Below are 22,648 nucleotides of genomic sequence, written 5' to 3' on the forward strand. Positions count from 1 at the left end.
TTTAATGGGTGTTTTTTCGATACTGACCGGGCGACACTCCTTCACACGTCTTAAATGCCGAATAAAAATTGGATTGCGACTTGAATCCTGACTCAAGGCCAATTGAGAGAACGGAAGCTTCTGGCTCTAATTTGAGAAGTTGCTTTGCATGTTCAACACGCACCTTCCTTAAATACTGAGAAAATCCAAATCCAAATTGGGTATTAATTAATTCCGAAAGTTGATGCGACGTTATATTCATTCTCTCGGCTAAATCGCTGAGCGTTAGTTGTTCGTCTTGAAAAGCTTTATCTTCGGTCATCAGTCGGTCAAGTGCTGACATAGTTTGTTCAATATTAATACGAGACAAGGTGGAGTTACGGTAGGTTGTTGCAACAATTTCCGTCAACTCATCAATTAAATTTGGATAAACCAGGAGGACAACAACCACAAGAGCATAGGCAAAACTCAACCCGTTAAGATAAAAATGGTAAAAATACTTAGGTTCGGTATAAAAACTTAAAGTCCCTAAAACCATAACAATGAAAGCAATTACGGCAAACGTCGTCGCAAAGAAGAACTCCAACTTAAACCGATTTCTCATATCTCTTAAACGATAAATCAACTGCACGAGCCAGATACAGTATGCACTTCCAACAATAAGAGCCAATGGCGCGATGGCGGTATCTGGTAGCACAAATAAAAATGAGATGGGTGCGAAATGCGCTATCGATCGCCAGGTAACTTGATAATCTTTAAACAACAGAGAACGACTAAAAAAGTAGAACATCGATGGTGCAATGACTAATAGAGTTTGGTAGCTAAACTCTTGTAGTAGTTGACGTCCATCAAGCAGAAACTCTAAATGTTTTATCTGGAGTAACGAAATCAATAACAAGAAACCGCTGCAAAAGACTTTCGTCTGCATTCGTTTATGCTCGATAGGCATCAACCAAATAAAGCTGATCCATAACACTGGGGCAATAAATAGGGAGAACCCTAAACTTAATAAACTAACGGTTTGCATTGGTTAGCGATTTCCGAATTATCATTACAATTTCGACTCCATTTTAGCCCTTTTGCAGAACACAAAAAAACCCGCCGTAGCGGGTTTTTTTGTCTCAATCGTTAATCAAACTTGATTATTGAGGGTTAAGCATCAACCGTTACTTGGTTTGCAACCGGAATGGTTACGGTGTTTGCTTTTGACTTGTACTCTTCCATCTGGTGGAAATTCATGTATTTGTAAATGTCACCAGACATGCTATCGAGTTCTTTTGCATACTCTAAATACTCAGCAACGGTAGGTAACTTACCCAATACCGACGCGACCGACGCTAATTCAGCCGATGCCAAATACACATTCGCCCCTTGACCTAATCGATTCGGGAAGTTTCGAGTTGACGTTGAAACTACGGTTGATTTAGGCGCGACACGCGCTTGATTTCCCATACACAATGAACAACCTGGCATTTCTAAGCGAGCTCCAGAACGTCCAAAGATATTGTAGTAGCCCTCTTCCATTAATTGGTGCTCATCCATTTTTGTCGGAGGCGCAATCCACAAGCGTGTTGCAAGGGTACCCGGCTCGACTTTATCAAGCAATTTACCAGCGGCGCGGAAATGACCAATATTTGTCATGCACGAACCAATGAACACTTCGTCAATTTTATCTCCAGCAACGTCACTTAATAACCGCGCATCATCAGGATCGTTAGGAGCACATAAAACAGGCTCTTTAAGTTCGTTTAAGTCGATTTCGATCACCGCTGTGTAGTCTGCATCGGCATCGGCTTGCATTAACTCAGGGTTCGCAATCCACTCTTCCATTTTTTCGATGCGGCGACCGATGGTACGAGGATCACCATAGCCATTGGCAATCATCCATTTTAGCAAGACTACATTCGACTGAAGGTACTCTGAAACAGACTCTTCTGATAACTTGATGGTACAGCCCGCAGCAGAACGCTCTGCTGAAGCATCTGACAGTTCAAACGCTTGCTCTGCCGTTAAATGCTCAAGACCTTCAATTTCTAAAATTCGACCAGAGAAAATGTTCTTCTTGCCAGACTTCTCTACGGTCAAATGACCTTCTTGAATCGCATAGTAAGGAATAGCATGCACTAAATCACGCAACGTGATACCCGGTTGCATTTCGCCTTTAAAACGCACTAAAACAGACTCAGGCATATCTAACGGCATAACACCTGTTGCTGCCGCAAAAGCCACAAGACCAGAACCTGCTGGGAACGAAATACCAATAGGGAATCGAGTATGTGAATCACCACCTGTACCCACGGTATCGGGCAATAACATGCGGTTCAACCAGCTGTGAATGATCCCATCGCCAGGACGCAGTGAAACACCACCTCGGTTTTGAATGAAGTCTGGTAAGGTGTGCTGGGTGTCAATATCAACGGGCTTCGGATAAGCCGCAGTATGGCAGAATGACTGCATAACTAGGTCAGCGGTAAAGCCAAGACAAGCTAAATCTTTCAACTCGTCACGAGTCATAGGGCCAGTCGTATCTTGTGAGCCCACAGTCGTCATTTTAGGTTCGCAGTATTGTCCGGGTCGAACTCCTTCAAGACCGCATGCTTTACCCACCATTTTTTGCGCGAGCGTAAACCCTTTACCTGTGTCTTTAACTTCAGCAGGCTTACGGAAAAAGTCAGCTTCCGGTAAACCTAAATATTCGCGAGCATTAGCTGTCAACCCACGTCCAATAATCATTGGAATACGTCCGCCAGCTTGCACTTCATCAATCATGACTGAAGTTTTCATCTCAAAGTTGGCAATAACTTCACCATTCTTTTCAACTTTTCCTTCATAAGGATAGATATCAATCACATCGCCCATTTCCATTTTGGTAACGTCAACCTCGATAGGAAGCGCACCAGCATCTTCCATCGTGTTAAAGAAAATAGGAGCGATTTTGCCGCCTAAACAGTAACCACCGGCTCGCTTGTTTGGTACATAAGGAATATCGTCACCTGTGCACCACAAGACCGAGTTTGTTGCTGATTTACGCGAAGAGCCAGTTCCAACAACATCACCTACATAGGCGACTGGGTGACCCTTTTTCTTTAAATCTTCAATGATTTCAAGTGGATCGCCGTCAATACCTTCACGAGGATTTTTCAACATTGCTAATGAGTGCAACGGAATATCTGGGCGAGACCATGCGTCTTGAGCAGGTGAAAGATCATCAGTATTGGTTTCTCCCGGTACTTTAAAGACCGTCACTGTGATTTTTTCTTCTAACGCGGGTTTTTCTTTGAACCACTCGGCTTCAGCCCACGACTCAATAACATTTTGTGCAATTGCATTGCCTGCTTTCGCTTTGTCAGCGACATCATGGAAGGCATCAAACATCAGTAAGGTGTGTTTCAACTGCTGCGCGGCTAGTTCAGCTAAATCGGCATCGTCTAGCAACTCAACTAGCGTGGCGATGTTGTAACCGCCTAACATAGTGCCCAACAATTTTACGGCATGAGCTTTGTCAACCAAAGGTGATTGAGCTTCGCCTTTCGCAATGGCTGAAAGAAAGCCAGCTTTAACATAGGCTGCCTCGTCAACACCCGGTGGTACACGATGTGTCAGCAACTCAACTAAGAACTCTTCTTCGCCCGCAGGAGGATTTTTCAACAACTCCACTAGAGCATTGGTTTGCTCAGCATCCAAAGGTTTAGGTGGTATACCTTGTTGCGCGCGTTCTTCAACATGCTTACGATAGGCTTCTAACACGTGTTTAATCCTCGTATGTCGACTAGTTTGTAATCAAAATATGGTCACTTCGACACCAAATTCGGCGTAAATGCGTAAAAAACACTCGAAACAACGATATCTTGCAGAAAATTTAGGGTGCTAAATTATACAGCAAACCCTCGGCAGAATAAATTAATACCTTTGGCTAAGCTGCTGATATTACTAAATCTTCATAAATCGCAGGACTAAGACTCTCGTAGCCGACGCATATCATCTGGCTCATCGACGCTAAACGCCGCTTGTGGACAAGGTATTGAAGTGACTTCGGTTAAGTGAGACTCCACCAATTGAATAGCGGTTTCATCATCTTTTAAGGTGGTTAGCTCATAGAAGAACCGATGTGGGAAAATAGCGGGTAAGCAGTAATTATTCCCTGACTCTGTCACGACAATTTTGTCTGGATTTTGATTGGACTGCTCTACCAGAGCCTGATAGTGAAAAATGGGAATTAAAGGTTGGTCGCAATACATTAACAACACACGATTACTATTAAACTCGTGTTTCACGGCTAAACCAATGGAATTAGCGATGCCCACTTCCCAGTTCGGATTATGCAGTACATCAACTTTAAACTTATGAGCCTCAGCCTCAACACTGTGTCGATTAGCACCGCTGAGCAAAGTGACCGTACTTGATAGCTGCAGAGCTCGCCGGCACGACTGGGCAATCAAGGTCTCATCGCGATAGCGTATCATCTGCTTGGATACTCCGAGACGCTTAGAGGCTCCACCAGCTAGAATCACTACGGACAGCTCGATCATAAAGCTCCATCTTATAAACAGACGTTGTTACTAAACTATAGCACAATCCTTTTGCTTATATTAAAGCACTATAGCGCGATATTTTAACGGTCGCCGAGCCTTGGCTCGGCGACGCAGTTTGACTTATTTAAAGGCTTGAAGTCCCGTTTGAGCACGACCAAGAATTAGTGCATGTACATCATGGGTTCCTTCGTAGGTATTGACCGCTTCTAAGTTCATCATATGACGCACCACATGGTATTCGTCATTAATACCATTACCGCCGTGCATATCACGCGCCATCCGCGCGATATCAAGCGCTTTGCCACAGGCATTGCGCTTAACCAAAGAAATCATTTCAGGCACAAAGCGCTTTTCATCGATTAATCGCCCTACTCGCAACGACGCCTGTAAACCAAGGCTAATTTCTGTTTGCATGTCTGCCAGTTTCTTTTGAATCAGCTGATTGGCAGCAAGGGGTTTGTCGAACTGCTTGCGATCGAGCGTGTATTGACGTGCCGCGTGCCAGCATGCTTCGGCCGCGCCCATTGCTCCCCAAGAGATTCCATAACGCGCCATGTTTAAGCAGCTAAATGGTCCTTTTAAACCAGTTACTTCAGGAAACATGTTTTCCTCAGGAACAAAAACATTGTCCATGACGATTTCACCGGTGATCGACGCACGAAGAGAAAACTTACCTTCGATTTTCGGTGCAGTTAAGCCCTCCATGCCTTTCTCGAGAACAAATCCACGAATCTTACCGTCATCCGTTTTCGCCCAAACAACAAACACATCAGCTACCGGAGAATTAGTTATCCACATTTTACTGCCAGTTAACTGGTAGCCACCATCAACACTTCGCGCGCGCGTTTTCATGCTCGCTGGATCTGAGCCTGCGTCAGGTTCTGTTAACCCAAAGCAACCGATATACTCGCCCGTCGCTAACTTAGGCAGGTATTTTTCGCGTTGCGCTTCGGTGCCAAATTTATGAATTGGGTACATCACTAGTGACGACTGTACACTACAAGCTGACCGATAACCCGAATCAACCCGCTCTACCTCACGAGCAATAAGTCCGTAGGCGACATAGCTGGTGCCAGCACAGCCATATCCATCGATAGTCGAGCCGAGCAGTCCCAGCTCACCTAGTTCTCGCATAATCTCGACGTCAAAATGCTCATGACGATTTGCTTCTAAAACTCGTGGCAACAATTTCTCTTGTGCATATTGATGAGCCGAGTCTCGAATCATCCGTTCTTCTTCAGTTAATTGATCATCGAGTAACAACAGATCATCCCAATTCGATAACACTCCAGCTGACATAGCTAACTTCCCAATGGTTAAAAATTGTGTTCAATTATATGTCTTAAGCCGCGATACGCACACTCAGACCAGTTCTCTTGCCTTGTACTAGGCAGGCATTATAAATAATCCCTCTTTAATGTCGATGCTCGGCTAATTATCCTTGACCGGATATTCGGCTTTAGCATTTTTTAGGCTTGCATTACCTAAACAATTTAACGAACAATAACTCTGTAATTTATTTTATACAACTCTCTATACAAGGATCTAACAAAGCCCTTGAATACACGGATAAAAGCCACAACCTCAAGCATACATTGAATGGGGAAGCAGCAACATTAACCAACCTTTTTGCCATTAAAACGCCCCGTTTAATTGAGCGCAGAGCCCCTCAATTTATTCGGCGAATCGAACGTAATATTTGCAGTGCAATATAAGCATGTCCCTGAGCGCTTGGGTGAACACCATCAGCGTCGAGCCAAGAGCCTGGATCTCGGTGAAACGTGGGCGGACAGGTGTTTACCCAATAACCTCGATTTTGCTCAACTAGGGTCTTGAGGGCGTCATTATAGCGCTCTAGATCAGCTCGATGTCGGACCATACCATAAATATCTGGCTCGCCATCTAAAGCCGATGCTGTCGGCCATATAGATAATCCCAAGACTTCAGCGCCTTGCGCTTGAAAAAAAGTAAGCACTTGTTGATATTTGCGAATAAAAATCGGAAGCGGTACTCGATTTTTCTGCTTATGCCACTCAACGTCATTGCTTCCATACTGGAGACATACAAGGCGCCTCGAATTAGACACTGCTCGACTCTTAAACTCACTTTCAAATCGTCGCAATAAACCGTCAACCGTTTCTCCCCCTATACCTAATGGATAAGCTCGCCAATGATTTTTCATAGCAACATCTTGTCTTTGCAGATGATTCCGTTTCATCAGCGCAGCAGATACCCGAGCAGTCCAACCTCCGCGACGATAATCATTCTCTCCCGCAGTAAAGCTGTCGCCCCAAAAGAACACTTGGGTTAATTGTCGGTGCAAATTCAATTTACCTCTTGATTAAGAAGTGTTAACGTTTCTCATTATCAGCATTACTTTAATGAAGTAACTTAAGTGGTACCAATTACAATCGTTCAAAAGGCTCGGATTTATCACCAATCGCCTTTAACTGCAGACGCTACTTTAGCGCCTGATATCCATTATAAAAGCATTTACACACTCGAGGACAATCATGCATAAATCGACTCTGCTCTCAAAAAAACTTAATCCAACGATTAGAAGCCTACTAAGCTCAGTAACCTTAGCCGTGACCTTTTTGGCTTCTGGCGCAGTTGCGGCTGCTGACTGGACCCTTGACTCTAGCAGCTCTGCCATTAACTTTATTTCAATAAAAAATGCAAACATCGCAGAAAACCATCAGTTCAAAGAAATTTCAGGCAAAGTTGCTGGCAGTAAGTCCGTCTTCATCAACATTAACTTAAACTCAGTCGATACAGCGATCGAAATTCGAAATCAACGCATGAAAGAACACCTTTTTGAAACAGATCACTTCCCAAGTGCAACCATCAGCGCTGAACTGGATCCTTCGTTACTAACCAATCTCAAGGCCGGCTCATCGACCATCACCAGTGCGCCATTTAAATTAACGTTACATGGTCAAAGCCAAGAGCTTACTGCACCGATAAAAATCATCAAAACCAGTGACTCAGAAATTCATGTTACTTCGATGAAACCTATTTTTGTTCAAGCCAATGACTTCAATTTAATTGCAGGTATTTTAAAGTTACAACAGTTGGCAAAATTACAGTCCATCGATGCGGTTGTACCGGTTACATTTAACCTAGTATTCAACCAAACATCATAGATTGGACATGACCTAGTGGGCTGATCGAAGGTATTTTGATCAGTCCTTTTTAGTTAGCCTGTATAAATATCAATTAGCCTGCTGAAATTGCCTCTAACATGTCCATCATTAAACAAGAATATATTTGAACATGAACGTCAAACCCATTGCTTACATTCATTCGCCCTACGGTGAAAAGTTTGCGGTACCAAGGCAACCAAACCTAGTACAACAACTGACTTCAACCGTACGTTTAATTGGTGAGGCTAATTGTTCAGACGCGGTTCGAGGTTTAACCGATTTTTCACACCTTTGGCTTATATTCCAATTTCACCTAATTCCTCTTGGCAAATGGCATCCTCTCGTTCGCCCTCCTCGAATGGGCGGCAATCAAAAAGTTGGCGTATTTGCCAGCCGCAGTAGTTTTAGACCTAACAATATAGGCTTGAGTGTAGTCGAGCTTCTAGACATAACGTTTGAACAGAACCAAGTGACTTTAGTCATTCAGGGAGGTGATTTTGTCGATGGTACGCCAGTCATCGATATCAAGCCTTATATTCCCTATTCGGACTGTATCCCCCATGCGACAGAAGCCTATGCCTCTCGACCCATAGTTGCAGCAAAACCAATAACGTTTGATCCTGCGTGCGACTCTCAACTGAACAAGATTACAACACTGATTCCTGAATTTAAGAGCGTAGTCTCTCAGGTTCTACAACAAGATCCTCGACCAGGATATCGCAGAGGAAGTGTTGAAGAGAAAACCTACGGCGTCACTTTATACAACTATAATATTCGCTTCAGGTTTGAGCAGGAATGCATAAAAGTAACGGCCATCGCTCCGGCTGATTAGCCTTGCGTATGGCCGTCATTGATTAACTAAAACTGAGTACTAACGCCTAGCATTACAACGAAAGGATCAATTTCAACATCTACTGAAGTAGCGTAAGCGCCATCCAAGTAGACGTCTGCCGTGGTGTCGATATCCATGTAATAAAGATTGCCGTTAAACGACCAGCTTTCATTCATGGGAATATCAAAACCGACTTTAAGAGAATAACCAAAAGAATCATCAAGCTCTAAGTCTGCAGAGTTAACATTCAGCGCTTGAACCAATGCGTCATCCGCATCATCTTCTAAAAATGTGGTGTAATTAATTCCGAAGCCTAAATGCCATGTTTTCTCAGCATTTAAATAATAAAGAGCGCTAAAAGTTGGTGGTAAATGCTTAACTTTACCAACTGCAAGGCCATTAATAGCGCCCGTGCCGGTGATATCATGACTGAAAGGTGAGGCAGCTAGAACTTCAAAACTCCAGCGATCGTTCATTGGTATATCTAAACTGATACCAAGGCCCCATGCATCATCAACAGCCACACCATCGTTTCCTAGTACAGCACCGCTGGAGTCATTGGGAGATACGTTTGCCGCACCGACTCTAAGTGTCCAATTTGAAGCATTTGAATCAGCCCATGTTGGGGCAGCAAGTAACGCACCGATAACTAAGGAAACCAAAGAAAGTTTCATGATTTTATTCTCCATTTGTTTTGTTCGCCGATACTTTACGACTTAAGAGAAATCAAACCATGATCTGGATCATTATTTTTAGGTCACAATTTTTTTATCCGCAATAAAACCTGACCGAGATCATTTTTTTTATTACTTTATTGCAAATATGCAATGAGCATTCATGAAGGAAAATAAAAAAAAGCGGCCAAGGCCGCTTTTTATTTGCGCTGTTAACGCTTATCGATATCGACCCACTCAAGGTCTTCTGGGCCGGTATAGTTGGCACTCGGTCGAATGATTTTGCCATCAACCCGTTGCTCCATAATATGCGCTGCCCAACCAGTAATTCGTGACATCACGAAAATCGGTGTAAACATTGCTGTTGGTATGCCCATTTGGTGATAAGAAACAGCAGAGAACCAATCTAAATTCGGGAACATTTTCTTCTCGTCCCACATAACTTTTTCTAGTCGCTCAGCAATATTGTATAAGTTCATATCGCCCTGTTCTTTTGACAAAGACTCAGCCACGCGTTTGATGACTTCGTTTCTTGGATCTGAGACTGTATACACCGGATGACCAAAACCGATAACAATTTCTTTTCGTCCGATTCTTTCTTTAATGTCTGCTTCAGCTTCGTCAGGAGAGGTATAACGCTTTTGAATTTCTAGCGCGACTTCATTCGCCCCACCATGTTTTGGCCCACGTAGAGCCCCGATAGCTCCACAAACGGCCGAGTACATATCGGAGTTGGTACCGGCAATGACACGGCTAGTAAAAGTAGATGCATTGAACTCATGTTCTGCGTATAGAATTAACGAGATATGCATCGCCTTTTCCCATGACTCACTTGGCTCTTCACCATGAAGAAGATGTAAAAAGTGAGCGCCAATTGAGTCGTCATCTGTCTCGACATCAATTCGTTTGCCATTGTGACTAAAGTGATACCAGTAAAGTAACATCGATCCGAATGAGGCCATTAACCGGTCTGCGATATCACGGGCATCCGATGGATTGTGATCATCTTTTTCTGGCAATACGGTTCCAAGAACAGAGCAACCCGTACGCAAAACATCCATTGGATGAGCCGCTGCCGGAATGCACTCTAAAGCCTCTTGAACTGCGAGCGGTAAACCACGCAATGCTTTTAACTTACGTTTGTAATTTTTTAGTTCAGCAGTTGTTGGCAATTTGCCATGAATGAGCAAATAGGCAATTTCTTCAAACTCTGCTTTTTCTGCAAAATCAAGTATGTCATAGCCACGATAGGCTAAGTCATTGCCGGTTCTACCCACGGTACATAATTCGGTATTGCCAGCGGCAATACCTGATAACGCCACTGATTTTTTTGCTTTCGGTAATACCTGTTCCGCCATTATTATTTCTCCTTATTTTCTGCGAACAGCGAGTCTAATTTCTGCTCGTAACTGTGATAATTTAAATAATCATAGAGTTCTTCTCGAGTCTGCATAATATCGACGACATTGCGCTGGTGGCCTTCATTTTTCAAAGCCTCATAAACCGTCAATGCCCCTTTATTCATTGCGCGATAAGCACCACAACAATAGAGCACGATATCCACACCCACTTCGCCTAATTCAGGCGTCGAAAACAAGGGTGTTTTACCAAACTCAGTAATGTTTGCAAGAATCGGAACTTTAACCGCTTCTTTAAATGTCTTGTACTGTTCAAGCGAATTTATTGCTTCTGGAAAAATCATATCCGCGCCCGCTTCTACACAAGCCAACGCTCGCTCAATAGCACTGTCGATTCCTTCAACTGCCAGCGCATCGGTACGAGCCATTACCACAAACTCGTCATCCGTTTTCGCATCAACGGCTGCTTTTACACGATCGATCATTTCTTGTTTCGATACGATTTCTTTTCCTGGACGATGACCACAGCGCTTCGCCGCGACTTGGTCTTCAATGTGGCAGCCTGCGGCTCCGGCTTTAATCAGTGATTTAACCGTGCGAGCAATATTGAAGGCGCCGCCCCAACCTGTATCTGCATCAACAAGCAAAGGTAAGTCACAAACATCCGTGATTCGACGAACATCAATTAACACATCTTCGAGTGAGCTGATACCTAGGTCAGGCATACCTAACGAATTAGCAGCTACCCCACCGCCCGATAAATAGATTGCTTGATGCCCAACTCGCTTCGCCATATGGGCAGTGTACGCATTAATGGTTCCGACGACTTGCAAAGGCTTATTGTTTGCTACGGCAGCGCGAAATTTAGCTCCTGGACTTTGTGTATTACTCATACGTCTCTCTTTCTCGTATTAGGTGGTTTTTGAATAGCACCAGTTGATACCAATGCTCGCTCAATTTTTATTATTAGTTTTAAAAAGAAATGGCAACTAACTCGTTGCCATTTCTTCTAATTTAACCTTCCAAATTGCTGGACCGGTTTTGTGCACAGATTCACCTGTTGAGTCAACCGCCACAGTAACGGGCATATCTTCGACTTCAAACTCATAGATGGCTTCCATACCTAACTCTTCGAACGCAACGACTTTTGCTTTCTTGATGGCTTTCGATACAAGGTATGCCGCTCCGCCCACGGCCATTAAATACGTGGCTTGATGCTTTTTAATCGCTTCGATTGCCACATCACCGCGTTCAGCTTTTCCGATCATGCCAATCAGGCCTGTTTTATCGAGCATCATCTCAACGTACTTATCCATGCGAGTTGACGTTGTCGGACCCGCAGGACCAACGACCTCGTCGCGAACAGCATCAACAGGCCCCACGTAATATATAAACTTGCCATTGAAGTCGACGCCTTCAGGCAAACCTTCTCCACTTGCAAATAGATCTTGAATTTTCTTGTGTGCGGCATCACGACCAGTAAGAATTTTCCCGCTCAACAAAAGTGTTTCGCCAGGTTGCCAAGTCGCCATTTCTTCGCGTGTGACTTGATCAAGTTGAACACGTTTGACCTTATCACCCACTTCCCAAGTGACCTCTGGCCAATCACTCAGTTTAGGAGCATCCAAAAACGCTGGACCACTACCATCTAGTGTAAAGTGAGCGTGACGAGTAGCCGCACAATTAGGGATCAAAGCGACAGGCAACGACGCCGCGTGCGTTGGGCAGTCTTTGATCTTGATATCAAGAACGGTCGTCAATCCGCCGAGTCCTTGCGCTCCAATTCCCAACTTATTCACTTCCTCGAAAAGTTTTAACCGAAGTTCTTCCACCGAGTTTTGCGGACCGCGCTGTTGTAACTCATGAATGTCTATCGCATCCATCAAAGATTCTTTCGCCATCACCATGGCTTTTTCGGCAGTGCCGCCGATTCCAAGCCCCAACATTCCTGGTGGGCACCAACCAGCCCCCATCTTAGGAACCGTTTCTAGCACCCAATCGACGATTGAATCGTTAGGGTTGAGCATAACAAACTTCGACTTGTTTTCTGAGCCACCACCCTTTGCGGCGACATCAACATGAACCTTGTCTCCAGCTACCGTATCTATATGCACAACCGCTGGCGTATTGTCTTTGGTGTTTTTGCGTGGACCCACTGGATTTTCAACAACGGAAGCTCTAAGCGGATTATCTGGATTGGCGTAAGCGCGGCGAACGCCCTCGTCGACCATTTCTTGAACAGTCATATCCGTTTCCCATTGAACGTTCATCCCTATTTTTACAAAAACCGTTACAATGCCGGTATCTTGACATACTGGTCGATGGCCTTCTGCCGACATTCTTGAGTTGATTAGAATTTGTGCAATTGCATCTTTCGCACCCGGACTTTGCTCTTTTAAATAAGCCTCGTGCATAGCGTCAACGAAGTCTTTTGGATGGTAATAAGAAATAAACTGCAAAGCACTTTCGACGCTGTCGATAAAGTCGGCTTTTTTGATAACCGCCATGTATTCCTCCGGAAGTTGGGAAATTGCGACTGATATTGCGCTGCACAACCATACAATAAATATATTGGCTGTTCAACGATCTAAAATTAAACTTTGGTATTATACCCTATACAAAAGATTTGGCGCAGTAGCTCGTTAAAACTGCACATTAATTCAACAGTTTGACGATAAATGACAAATCAGCTGGTCATAAGCAACAAAAAACTTAAGAAAAAGCACTGCCCGGTTTAACTGAGAGACTAAATGAATTCAAAGAATGCAAATCAATCGAATGCTCACCAACCAACAAACTCGATCATTTCGTTTCCGTACTTAGGATTAAACAGTGCTGAGCATTATTTCGAAGCCGTGGCATCTTGGCCCTACTCTTTACTTCTGCACAGCGGCGGTAGCGACAAAGACCAATTCGATATTCTACTCGCTGCACCAGAGCGAGTGATTGTATCAAGTCAGTCAAATCACCAAACAACTCATCGTGTTTACGAGTTCGAAAGCGATCAAGTTTCGATTCCAATGAATCGTGATGCCGAGTTTTCGAAAGTAAAAGAAGTTGGTGATTTGTTTTCAACACTTAACCGTTGGTTGAAAGAAAAAGGTTCAAAGCTTTCAGCCAATGAAACTGAACACAAACACTTTTCATCACTTTCTAAGGATGTATTTACTGGCGGCTTAGCTGGCGCACTATCGTATGATTTCGGTAGGCAGCTAGAAAATATCCCACAAAGTGCAAAAAATGATATTGGGCTGCCCGATTTGTGTCTCGGACTCTACTATTGTCCCGTGATCATTGACCATAAAAGCCAGACAGTCTCTTTATATAATTTGTTCCAAAGGCCAAAAACCGCCGAGCGGCTAGCTCATTGGTTCATGCAAAATAACTCGACGGGTACGGCTGATAAATCCGTTTTCAAAATTACCCGCCCTTGGTTTTCTAATATGGCAGAAAAAGATTATGCCGAGAAGTTTGCTAAGGTAAAACACTATATCAAGGCCGGAGATTGTTATCAGATTAATTTAGCTCAACGCTTCGAGTGTGAGTATCAAGGCGACCCATGGGTTGTCTACAAGTACTTGACTGAACTTAATCAAGCACCTTTTTCTGGTTACTTTAACTTGGGTACAAGCCAAATATTATCCCTTTCGCCCGAAAGATTTATTTCGGTTGCTGACGGTCACGCTATTACTCAGCCAATTAAAGGAACCCAACCAAGAGGCGTTAATGCTGAGCAAGATCAAGCGTATAAAGAAGCGCTTCAAAACAGTGAAAAAGATCAAGCGGAAAACTTAATGATTGTCGATCTTCTTCGTAATGATTTAAGCCGAACGGCCGTTCCTGGTAGCGTAAAAGTCAGTGAATTATTTGGCCTCTATTCGTTTCCTTCGGTTCATCACCTTATTTCAACGGTCGAATCAGATGTCGACCCAAAATATTCTAACCTCGATGTTTTACGAGCGGCTTTCCCCGGAGGTTCCATTACTGGCGCACCCAAAGTTAGAGCCATGGAAATCATTGAGGAACTAGAGCCTCATCGGCGCTCCTTTTACTGTGGGTCTCTGGTCTACTTCGGGTTCAACGGTCGAATGGATAGCAATATTATGATCAGAACGTTAATTGCAAACCAAGAAAAACTGTATACATGGGCTGGTGGTGGCCTAGTCGATGACTCAACTTGTGAACTAGAATATCAAGAGACCTTTACTAAGTTGAGTAAAATACTCGACCCGCTAATTCAGATAAATGAATAAATTTAGAGGTGGCGCATGCGCTTAACACCGGGTGTTTTAGAACAAGCTATTAAACTCGATCAGGCTGGTACAGCAGACGTATCCGCCGACCTCAATGAGGAATGGTTAACGCCTGCCGGAGTATTGGTTCCCTTAGTCGAGCGTCGCGTTGGTGACCACTTCGGCTATCATGTTTTATTGACCCGAAGAGCAAGACATCTCAAAAACCATGCTGGTCAAATCAGCTTTCCAGGAGGCCGACAAGAAGATTACGATGACTCCTTAAAACACACGGCTCTACGTGAAACTTATGAAGAGATAGGTATTAAGCCATCTCAGGTCAAAATTATTGGCGAACTTCCCCAGCACACAACCATTACTAAATATGTAATGACACCCTTTGTTGGAATTTTACCGCCAACTTACTCATTAACCATCGACCCTTCAGAGGTTGATGAAGCATTCGAAGTTCCGTTGAGCTTTATTCTTGATAAAAAAAACCAGCAATTACAGAGCGCTATGTTTCAAGGAGAAAAGCGATACTACTATTCAATACAGTATCACAGCTACAATATCTGGGGAGCGACAGCACGGATTTTGGTCGAGTTTTCCAAACGGATCCACCACACATTCGACCACTGCCTAGAGGAATAAGAGACAGTGGCTACTTAACGCGAGCAATATTACAATGCAGCCGCAGATAACCATTCAATAGTTAATTACGTTTAAAAGACCACACAAAGTCAAGGTGAAATAATTGTCCATAAGCACATTTGAAATATTCACGATCGGTATTGGCCCTTCTAGCTCGCATACGGTTGGACCAATGCGCGCTGCGCGGCGTTTTGTAGAAGAACTCAAGAAAAAAGGCTCTTTGACTCAAGTCACTCGAATTAAGTCCGAGCTATTCGGGTCACTCGGCCAAACCGGCAAAGGTCACGGCAGTGACGTCGCCGTGCTAATGGGCCTCGAGGGTAATCGCCCGTCAAAGCTCGACCCAGATATTGTCCCTGAGCGAATGGAGACCATTAGAGCTGAGAAACGAATGAATATTGCTGGTGAACACCTCATTCGCTATAACGAAAAAAAGGACTTAGTGTTTCATCGACGTGAAGTATTACCGAAACATGCAAATGGAATGAAGTTTCATGCTTATGATGCCGATGACAATCTGATTAAATCTGCCACCTACTATTCCGTGGGTGGTGGCTTTGTTGTCAACGATGATGTATCTGCCGACGACCCCATTGTTGAAGACTCGACCCGCGTGACTTACCCTTTTAAAACAGCGGCAGAACTACTGGAGCTGACGCAAGAGCACGGAATGGATATTTCAAGTTTGATGCTCAGAAACGAGCTTTCTTGGCGTCCTGAAGCTGACGTTAGAGCACAATTGATGCGTATTTGGGAAACCATGAAAGCCTGCGTACAACGAGGCTGTGAACGTGAAGGCATATTGCCAGGGGGACTAAAAGTTAAGCGACGAGCGCCCTCTTTATTTCGCAAATTGAAAGCGTCGCAAAACCAAACCGATGAACTGTCCGTCATGGACTGGGTCAACTTATACGCACTTGCGGTAAACGAAGAAAATGCCGCGGGAGGTCGCGTTGTTACCGCTCCAACTAATGGTGCAGCCGGCATTATTCCAGCCGTCCTATACTATTTTGCGCAGCATTATTGCAAAGGAACTCCCGAAGATGACTCCATCATTCGATTTTTACTAACGGCTGCCGCCGTCGGTATTTTGTACAAAGAAAACGCTTCAATTTCTGGCGCTGAAGTTGGCTGCCAAGGGGAAGTGGGGGTTGCCTGTTCTATGGCGGCCGCTGCATTAACGGAGGTGATGGGAGGAACACCCGCGCAAGTCGAGAATGCGGCTGAAATTGGTATGGAACATAACCTAGGCCTTACTTGTGACCCCGTGGGCGGACTCGTTCAAGTCCCTTGTATTGAGAGAAATGCGATGGGAGCCATCAAAGCCATTAATGCAGCTAGACTTGCTCTAAGAGGTGACGGTAGTCATAAAGTCTCTCTCGACAAGGTTATAAAAACGATGAGAGAAACCGGTGCCGATATGAAAACTAAGTACAAAGAAACCGCTCGAGGAGGCCTAGCTGTCAACATCATTGAGTGTTAACCACTCAGTGTGATTCGATGAGTTTTAGCCGCAGTTTTCCAATGTAAAAATGATCCAATAATCGGCATCGTAGAATTTCTAATTTCACGATGCCTTAAAGATTCGGAAAGGTTTAACAAACTTCCTACCTCTCGTTTATAGCGGATTCTACTCACACCCTTCAACAAAATGATAAGAACGACCTGAAAACCTTTTTAACGTTAAAAAGTGCAATATTTCATCAGCCACTGAACGGTTTAGTAATAACGTTGTATGGTTGTCAGCTATTAAGATACGGTCACTCATTTCTTTCAGACAGGTATCAGAAACCGCTACTTTTCCATCATCAAGTCCGGGTAACCAACTGGAAAAAATTGGATTGAGACTCCGAGTACCCGCAATCACACCTACGGTCGCGTTAATCGGTTTTAATTGCTGAACCATCGCCGTCGGTTTTTTGGAAATTTGTGAGAGTCGTTTAGCGTAGCGAGATTCATTAGGTAAGATAGATAGTAAATTATCCGCAACTTTGCTGCCTCGGTTAGGCGGCCCAATCATGACAATGGCGTTCAAATTTTCGATCTCTTGCTCTTGCAAATAACTACGCACTAAGATTCCACCCAACGAATGGGTCACAAAGTTGATAGAGACGCCAGACTTACATTGCTTGATTGCTAGAGGAAGTGAAACCAAAGCAAGCGTTTCAATCTCACGGTGTAAAGAAGGATAGTCAAGGTTAACAACCTGATAATTCGACGCTTCGAGTTTATTCTGCAGATACAGCATCGAACGATCACTACGGCCCATACCGTGAAGCAAAACGACACACCCATTGGATAATGAATTTTTCTGAAAGTTTTTTTCATTACTAGTAGAAATTGAAGCTGCAGACACTTTAAGCGACGTTAACGCAATCAACGCACTAAAAACGAACAATAACCAAAGATTAGAATAACCGCTAACATACCGTTGTAAGTAAGTAACATACCACTGTAAGAGAGTAGACATGAGCGCTCAGTTTCCGTTGATGATGCCTGACATTCAAGCATCACCAGTCACTGCACACTAGCCTTTTTCTAAAACGTATCAGTATACGTGCCTTAACGTATTAAACGACGCTCTAACGTTCAGGAAGGCTACTATCTGATACCAAGTTATTAAGTTCGTTGGAAGAACGACAACGAGCAACTTTTTTCAGTAATTCCTCATTCATATGCGGTGCGAGCATACTAATAAAGTCAGTAACATAGCGCCTGAAAAAGAAATTTTTGTGAAACACGATCTTGGCTTTTGAAGGGGAGAATAAGTGATCGGCATTAATCAGTTTGAGGTCTTGATCTTTCTCCGGGTTATAAGCCATACGAGCAATCAGCCCAACCCCCATACCCATTCGAACATAGGACTTGAGAATCTCTGAGTCGGTCGCGGTAATCACAAAATCAGGCTCTAACCCTGCTTCTTTAAATACTTTTTCGACATCCCCCATTTTGCCGTCGGGGGTCAGCTTTGCTAACAATGGATAACTGGCTAACTTCTCTAAACTAATTGATGGGTCTTGAGCAAGCGGATGCTCTCTCGGAACAACAATACATTGATGCCATAAAAAGCAAGGCAACTGAATTTTATCGGCAAACCATTCATCACGCTCACCAAAAATAACCAAGTCAATATCACCATGATCGAGCATGTGATCAACATGAGCATTTATCCCTTGATGCAAGTGCAGTCTTACTTCAGGGTATTTCTTGGTAAAACTTTCAATCAAACTAGGAAGCAGGTAACGCGAAAAAGTATGGGTTGTGGCTATTCTAAAAATCCCTTTATCTTCACACACAAAATCGGCAGCTATGTCTTGAATCTTCTTAGTTAATTGCAAGATCTCTGTTGTCACTTCAAGTATACGGACACCAGCTGGAGTAACATTGGTTAAGTGCTTGCCACTTCGCGTAAATACTTGAACCCCAAGCTCATCTTCAAGAAGACGTATTTGTTTACTGATGCCTGGTTGTGAGGTGTACAAACTCTCTGCTGTAGCTGAAACGTTCAAATCATGACGAGCGACTTCATAGATGTACTTGAGCTGCTGTAGCTTCATGCTTTAACTCCTAATGAAGGTTTTATACCCATTCTTATTCCGGTATTTCATTAAGAATAGTCGCTATCACAAAATTCACCAATGTGGATAAGGATGTGGAAATCTTGTGTTTAGTATGTGAATGAATTTCAAAGCACAAAATATAGCTTTTTGATTATATTTTAAACAAAGAAAAGTTTTTATATAGTCAAATAGAATAAGTTTCACGGGAAACAATCAAAAGGAGATTAAAAATGTCCAATATTTGATCTTATGGTTTTTTTCAACTGAAAACCGTCTTGTGGATAACTAAGTGGATTACTCGTTAGCAACCCCATGAGGGACATGACCAGTCGCTACTAATTCGCCCGCAGAATCGCAGTGAAACTGTTGATCATCGAAAAAGACATCGGCTTCGTAAGCTCTTAAAAACTCTGCTTTCGACAAACCGCCAAGAAATAATGCTTCGTCAATTCGAATATCCCAACTACGCAACGTTCTGACCACGCGTTCGTGCGCCGGTGCACTCCTCGCTGTCACCAATGCCGTTCGAATGGGGCAGTCTTGTTCACTAAAGTCACGCTGAATTTGATGCAACGCAGCAAGAAAGGACTTAAAGGGACCGCCTTTAAGGGGTGATTTTGCGGAGGCCCGCTCACTCTTTGCAAATGCATCAAGCCCTTGATTTTTATATATTTTTTCCGCCTCATCAGAGAAAATAACGGCATCTCCATCAAAGGCAAACTTGAGTTCATTTCGAAGGTTTCCAGTGCTCGACTTATCGGCTTTAACTTTAGAAACAATGGTTGCGGCGGCAAAACCACTTTCTAATGCTTTTCGAACATCTTCTGGATTGGTTGATAAAAATAAGTGTGCGTTAAACGCAGAGACATATTGGTAAGGATTTCGGCCTCCCGTAAATGCCGCACGGGTAATGGTTAAGTTATGCGCTTCGATCGAGTTAAAGATTCTTAATCCTGTATCGGCACTGTTTCGAGAAATTAAAACCACTTCGACCCTGGGTTTTGAATCACTGCCCTGCTCATTCAGCGCTAATAGTTTTTTTACCAATGAGAATGCTGCGCCTGGCTCTAAGGGCCGCTCTTCATTTTCAATTTGATAGGTCGAATACGCTTGTACGCCCTGCTCCATAAATATCCGATGACTTTCTTGCAGGTCAAACAACGCGGTTGATGAAATTGCAACCACTAGCTTATCGCCAAAAGAGGTTGGCATAAATTATCCTTTAAGCGTTAATTTATTGAAATTTATTACAAATTTTGAATAAGCATCTATACTTTTGACATTGAAACTTAGAATCATAATTAAATCAACCTCTATTGGATTTCAGCTACTGCGAATGATTAATTACGAAAATAAAACCGCCCTCATTATTGAAGATTTTGCTGAGTTTGCACGCTCTCTTCGCGCGATGTTAAATGAAATAGGTATTGACGATGTCGACTTGGTTAACACTGGTGAGTCTGCGCTTAGAGCCTGTAGTGAAAAGTCATACGACATCATCTTATCTGACTACAACCTCGGTCATGGTAAAAATGGAATGCAAGTACTTGAAGAACTGCATTTTCATAATTATTTAAAACCAGAAGCGATTTTTATTATGACCACGGCGGAAAACACGACCGCGATGGTGATGGGCGCGTTAGAAAATCAGCCAGATTCCTATTTAACAAAGCCCTTCAATAATGCTCAACTGCGTTCTCGACTCAATAACTTAGCTGCAAAAAAAGAAGCGCTAAAACCTCTTTTAATCGCGATCAGCAAAGGAAAGCTGAACGACGCGCTGCAACTCTGCGAAGAAATTGCCGACAGTTACCCCAAATACAAGAGTAACGTTGATAAGCTAAGAGCAGAAATTTTGATGAAAAAACGCCAGTACGCTGAAGCGATGAGCGTCTACGAAACATTGCTTGAGAAGCGTCCAATTCCATGGGCGATGGTTGGTTTAGCCCAAGCGCAGATGGCAAAGCGGGAATATCAGAGTGCCATGACCGTATTAAAGGAAACCTTAGTAAAATTTCCAATGGTCCTCGAAGCTTACGATTTACTTGCAGAGTGTCAACTCAAAGAAAATGAACCAGAAGAAGCGCAGCAAACCTTAAAAGAAGCGATTAAACGTTCACCTAGAGTCATTAAGCGTCAGAATAAGCTGGGAGAAGTCGCTGAAAAAAATGGCGACTTTGAATCGTCCATACACGCTTTTAAACAATCCATTCGTCTTGGTAATAATTCAATTTTCAAAACGGCAGATAGCTATATTAACTACACTAACAGTGTTAGCCACTTTATTGAAGCCGACCCGCAAGCCGTTCCAAGAAATCTTATCAATGAAACCGAGAGCTATCTAAAAGAATACTATAAAGAATACAAAGACGATAAAGTCAGTCGTATGCGTGGCAACATCGCCGAGGGCTTATTTTTAAATCATCAAGGCAAACAAAAAGAAGCGCAAAAATGTGTGGAGTCTGCAAAAAGCCTTTACGCTAATATTGAAACCATGTTGCCTGGCATGGCAGGCCTTGAATTGGCCAAAGGTTTAAGAGAGCTTGGTGAGGAGAACCTTGCCGAAGATATTATCAAAGATGCTGTTCAACATAATTTTGAAGACACTCGATTTCTTGAAGAAGCGCTGCCGCATTTAAATGACAAATCTATTTTAGAGAAAGGTAAACAAGCGCATCGCCTAAACTCTCAAGGTATTAAGTTTTTCGAACAAGGTTCCTATGACCAAGCTATCGACTGCTTTATAAAAGCTATCGAAGCCTCACCCAAAAACGTATCAATTATATTAAATACGGTGCAGGTCATGCTCAAAGTTCACCAATCCGGTAACGGTGATGCCTCGATAATCGAGCGTTGTGAAGGTTACTTAAACTCCATTAATAACTTATCTCCTGATGATGATCGATTCTTGCGGTTCAGTGAACTACTGCGCCTCACGCGAGTCATAAAGCAGGAGTTAAACGGATGAGCGACAACAAAAGTCAAAACCTCGATTTTGCCATGGTGCTTGCTTCAGCCGTTCATGATATGAAAAACTCTTTGGCCATTTTAATGAGCGCGATCACAGAACTTGAACGCAAATACCCCGCCAAAGATGACGATGATCGCAAACAGCATGCGGTCCTGCAATACGAATCTAGCCGCCTAAATTCCGCTCTTGTTCAATTGCTTGGTTTATATAAATTAAAGAGTCAGCAATTGCCGTTAAATATTAATTACAATAATTTAGAAGATTTTTTACACGACCAAGCCGCTCAATACGAGCCCTTGGCTCGACCTAAATCGATTCTAATTGACATTGAAGTTGAAGATGAGCTTGAAGGATGTTTCGACGTTGATCTCGTTGCCAGCGTTATCAATAACGTTTTAGGCAATGCTATTCGGTATACCCAAAGTCGTATTATTCTCTCGGCTTACTATGAGGATGGCATCGTCATCGATATCGAAGACGATGGTCGAGGCTATCCGGCTAACATGATTGAACAACAAGAAAACTTCATTAAATCTATCAACCACAGTACCGGGAGTACGGGTCTTGGTCTTTACTTCGCCGGACAAATTGCGCGACTGCATGAGTCAGGTGGTGTGCAGGGCTCTATTCAATTACTGAACAACCCAGAAACACAAGGCGGCATTTTTCGACTAAAACTCCCTGAATAGTTGATTTTACAAAGGTTTTAT

19 protein-coding genes are annotated in these 22,648 nt (G+C 43.3%); 7 read left to right on the forward strand and 12 right to left on the reverse strand.

Annotated features, from left to right (window positions below; genetic code table 11):
• Position 1: 1 nt before the first annotated feature.
• The 5 genes from Q9312_RS04215 to Q9312_RS04235 form a co-directional block, all read right to left on the reverse strand.
• The gene (locus Q9312_RS04215; protein ID WP_309203319.1) at positions 2–1,006 is read right to left on the reverse strand and encodes a helix-turn-helix domain-containing protein; all 1,005 of its coding nucleotides are present in this window, start codon (positions 1,004–1,006) and stop codon (positions 2–4) included.
• Positions 1,007–1,131: 125 nt separating this feature from the next.
• The gene (gene acnB, locus Q9312_RS04220; protein WP_309203320.1) at positions 1,132–3,726 is read right to left on the reverse strand and encodes a bifunctional aconitate hydratase 2/2-methylisocitrate dehydratase; all 2,595 of its coding nucleotides are present in this window, start codon (positions 3,724–3,726) and stop codon (positions 1,132–1,134) included.
• 206 nt (positions 3,727–3,932) lie between these two features.
• Positions 3,933–4,508: a nucleotidyltransferase family protein gene (locus Q9312_RS04225; RefSeq protein ID WP_309203321.1), complete on the reverse strand. Its 576-nt coding sequence runs from the start codon at positions 4,506–4,508 to the stop codon at positions 3,933–3,935.
• 123 nt (positions 4,509–4,631) lie between these two features.
• On the reverse strand, positions 4,632–5,810 hold the full coding sequence (locus tag Q9312_RS04230; protein WP_309203322.1) for an acyl-CoA dehydrogenase: 1,179 nt from the start codon (positions 5,808–5,810) through the stop codon (positions 4,632–4,634).
• Positions 5,811–6,180: 370 nt separating this feature from the next.
• Complete coding sequence (locus Q9312_RS04235; RefSeq protein ID WP_309203323.1) at positions 6,181–6,840, reverse strand: SGNH/GDSL hydrolase family protein; 660 nt, start codon at positions 6,838–6,840, stop codon at positions 6,181–6,183.
• Between the two features lie 184 nt (positions 6,841–7,024).
• On the opposite strand from Q9312_RS04235, the gene Q9312_RS04240 reads away from it, so the two are divergent.
• Positions 7,025–7,657: a YceI family protein gene (locus tag Q9312_RS04240; protein ID WP_309203324.1), complete on the forward strand. Its 633-nt coding sequence runs from the start codon at positions 7,025–7,027 to the stop codon at positions 7,655–7,657.
• Between the two features lie 130 nt (positions 7,658–7,787).
• Positions 7,788–8,489: a tRNA (N6-threonylcarbamoyladenosine(37)-N6)-methyltransferase TrmO gene (tsaA, locus tag Q9312_RS04245; protein WP_309203326.1), complete on the forward strand. Its 702-nt coding sequence runs from the start codon at positions 7,788–7,790 to the stop codon at positions 8,487–8,489.
• Between the two features lie 26 nt (positions 8,490–8,515).
• On the opposite strand, the gene Q9312_RS04250 is transcribed toward tsaA, so the two are convergent.
• The 4 genes from Q9312_RS04250 to Q9312_RS04265 all read right to left on the reverse strand — a co-directional run bounded on the left by Q9312_RS04250 (position 8,516) and on the right by Q9312_RS04265 (position 13,028).
• A complete protein-coding gene (locus tag Q9312_RS04250; protein ID WP_309203327.1) occupies positions 8,516–9,163 on the reverse strand; it encodes an OmpW/AlkL family protein in 648 nt (215 codons plus the stop codon).
• Positions 9,164–9,375: 212 nt separating this feature from the next.
• Positions 9,376–10,521, reverse strand: coding sequence for a bifunctional 2-methylcitrate synthase/citrate synthase (gene prpC, locus Q9312_RS04255; RefSeq protein WP_309203328.1), 1,146 nt, complete (start codon positions 10,519–10,521; stop codon positions 9,376–9,378).
• Positions 10,522–10,523: 2 nt separating this feature from the next.
• A complete protein-coding gene (gene prpB / locus Q9312_RS04260; RefSeq protein ID WP_309203329.1) occupies positions 10,524–11,414 on the reverse strand; it encodes a methylisocitrate lyase in 891 nt (296 codons plus the stop codon).
• Between the two features lie 96 nt (positions 11,415–11,510).
• Entirely contained in the window at positions 11,511–13,028 is a 1,518-nt protein-coding gene (locus Q9312_RS04265; RefSeq protein WP_309203331.1) for a fumarate hydratase, read from the reverse strand.
• A gap of 243 nt (positions 13,029–13,271) precedes the next feature.
• Between Q9312_RS04265 and pabB the strand changes: the two genes are divergently transcribed.
• From pabB to Q9312_RS04280, 3 genes are all read left to right on the forward strand, one after another.
• The gene (gene pabB / locus Q9312_RS04270) at positions 13,272–14,774 is read left to right on the forward strand and encodes an aminodeoxychorismate synthase component I (RefSeq protein WP_309203332.1); all 1,503 of its coding nucleotides are present in this window, start codon (positions 13,272–13,274) and stop codon (positions 14,772–14,774) included.
• Positions 14,775–14,789: 15 nt separating this feature from the next.
• The gene (locus tag Q9312_RS04275) at positions 14,790–15,407 is read left to right on the forward strand and encodes a CoA pyrophosphatase (RefSeq protein WP_309203333.1); all 618 of its coding nucleotides are present in this window, start codon (positions 14,790–14,792) and stop codon (positions 15,405–15,407) included.
• A 103-nt stretch (positions 15,408–15,510) separates the two neighbouring features.
• Positions 15,511–16,890, forward strand: a complete 1,380-nt coding sequence (locus Q9312_RS04280) for an L-serine ammonia-lyase (protein ID WP_309203334.1) — start codon at positions 15,511–15,513, stop codon at positions 16,888–16,890.
• Between the two features lie 147 nt (positions 16,891–17,037).
• Here the strand turns inward: Q9312_RS04280 and Q9312_RS04285 are convergent, their stop codons facing one another.
• The 3 genes from Q9312_RS04285 to Q9312_RS04295 all read right to left on the reverse strand — a co-directional run bounded on the left by Q9312_RS04285 (position 17,038) and on the right by Q9312_RS04295 (position 20,179).
• The gene (locus Q9312_RS04285; protein ID WP_309203335.1) at positions 17,038–17,877 is read right to left on the reverse strand and encodes an esterase/lipase family protein; all 840 of its coding nucleotides are present in this window, start codon (positions 17,875–17,877) and stop codon (positions 17,038–17,040) included.
• Between the two features lie 112 nt (positions 17,878–17,989).
• Positions 17,990–18,964, reverse strand: a complete 975-nt coding sequence (locus Q9312_RS04290) for a LysR substrate-binding domain-containing protein (protein ID WP_309203336.1) — start codon at positions 18,962–18,964, stop codon at positions 17,990–17,992.
• 297 nt (positions 18,965–19,261) lie between these two features.
• Positions 19,262–20,179, reverse strand: coding sequence for a 5'-nucleotidase (locus Q9312_RS04295; protein ID WP_309203337.1), 918 nt, complete (start codon positions 20,177–20,179; stop codon positions 19,262–19,264).
• Positions 20,180–20,303: 124 nt separating this feature from the next.
• Between Q9312_RS04295 and Q9312_RS04300 the strand changes: the two genes are divergently transcribed.
• Entirely contained in the window at positions 20,304–21,935 is a 1,632-nt protein-coding gene (locus tag Q9312_RS04300) for a response regulator (RefSeq protein ID WP_309203338.1), read from the forward strand.
• Positions 21,932–22,627 (forward strand): sensor histidine kinase, encoded by a 696-nt coding sequence (locus Q9312_RS04305; RefSeq protein WP_309203339.1) that lies wholly within the window; start codon positions 21,932–21,934, stop codon positions 22,625–22,627. The genes Q9312_RS04300 and Q9312_RS04305 overlap by 4 nt, the downstream gene beginning before the upstream one ends.
• Positions 22,628–22,648 lie beyond the last annotated feature (21 nt).

The organism is Pleionea litopenaei (assembly GCF_031198435.1).
Lineage (GTDB): Bacteria > Pseudomonadota > Gammaproteobacteria > Enterobacterales > Kangiellaceae > Pleionea > Pleionea litopenaei.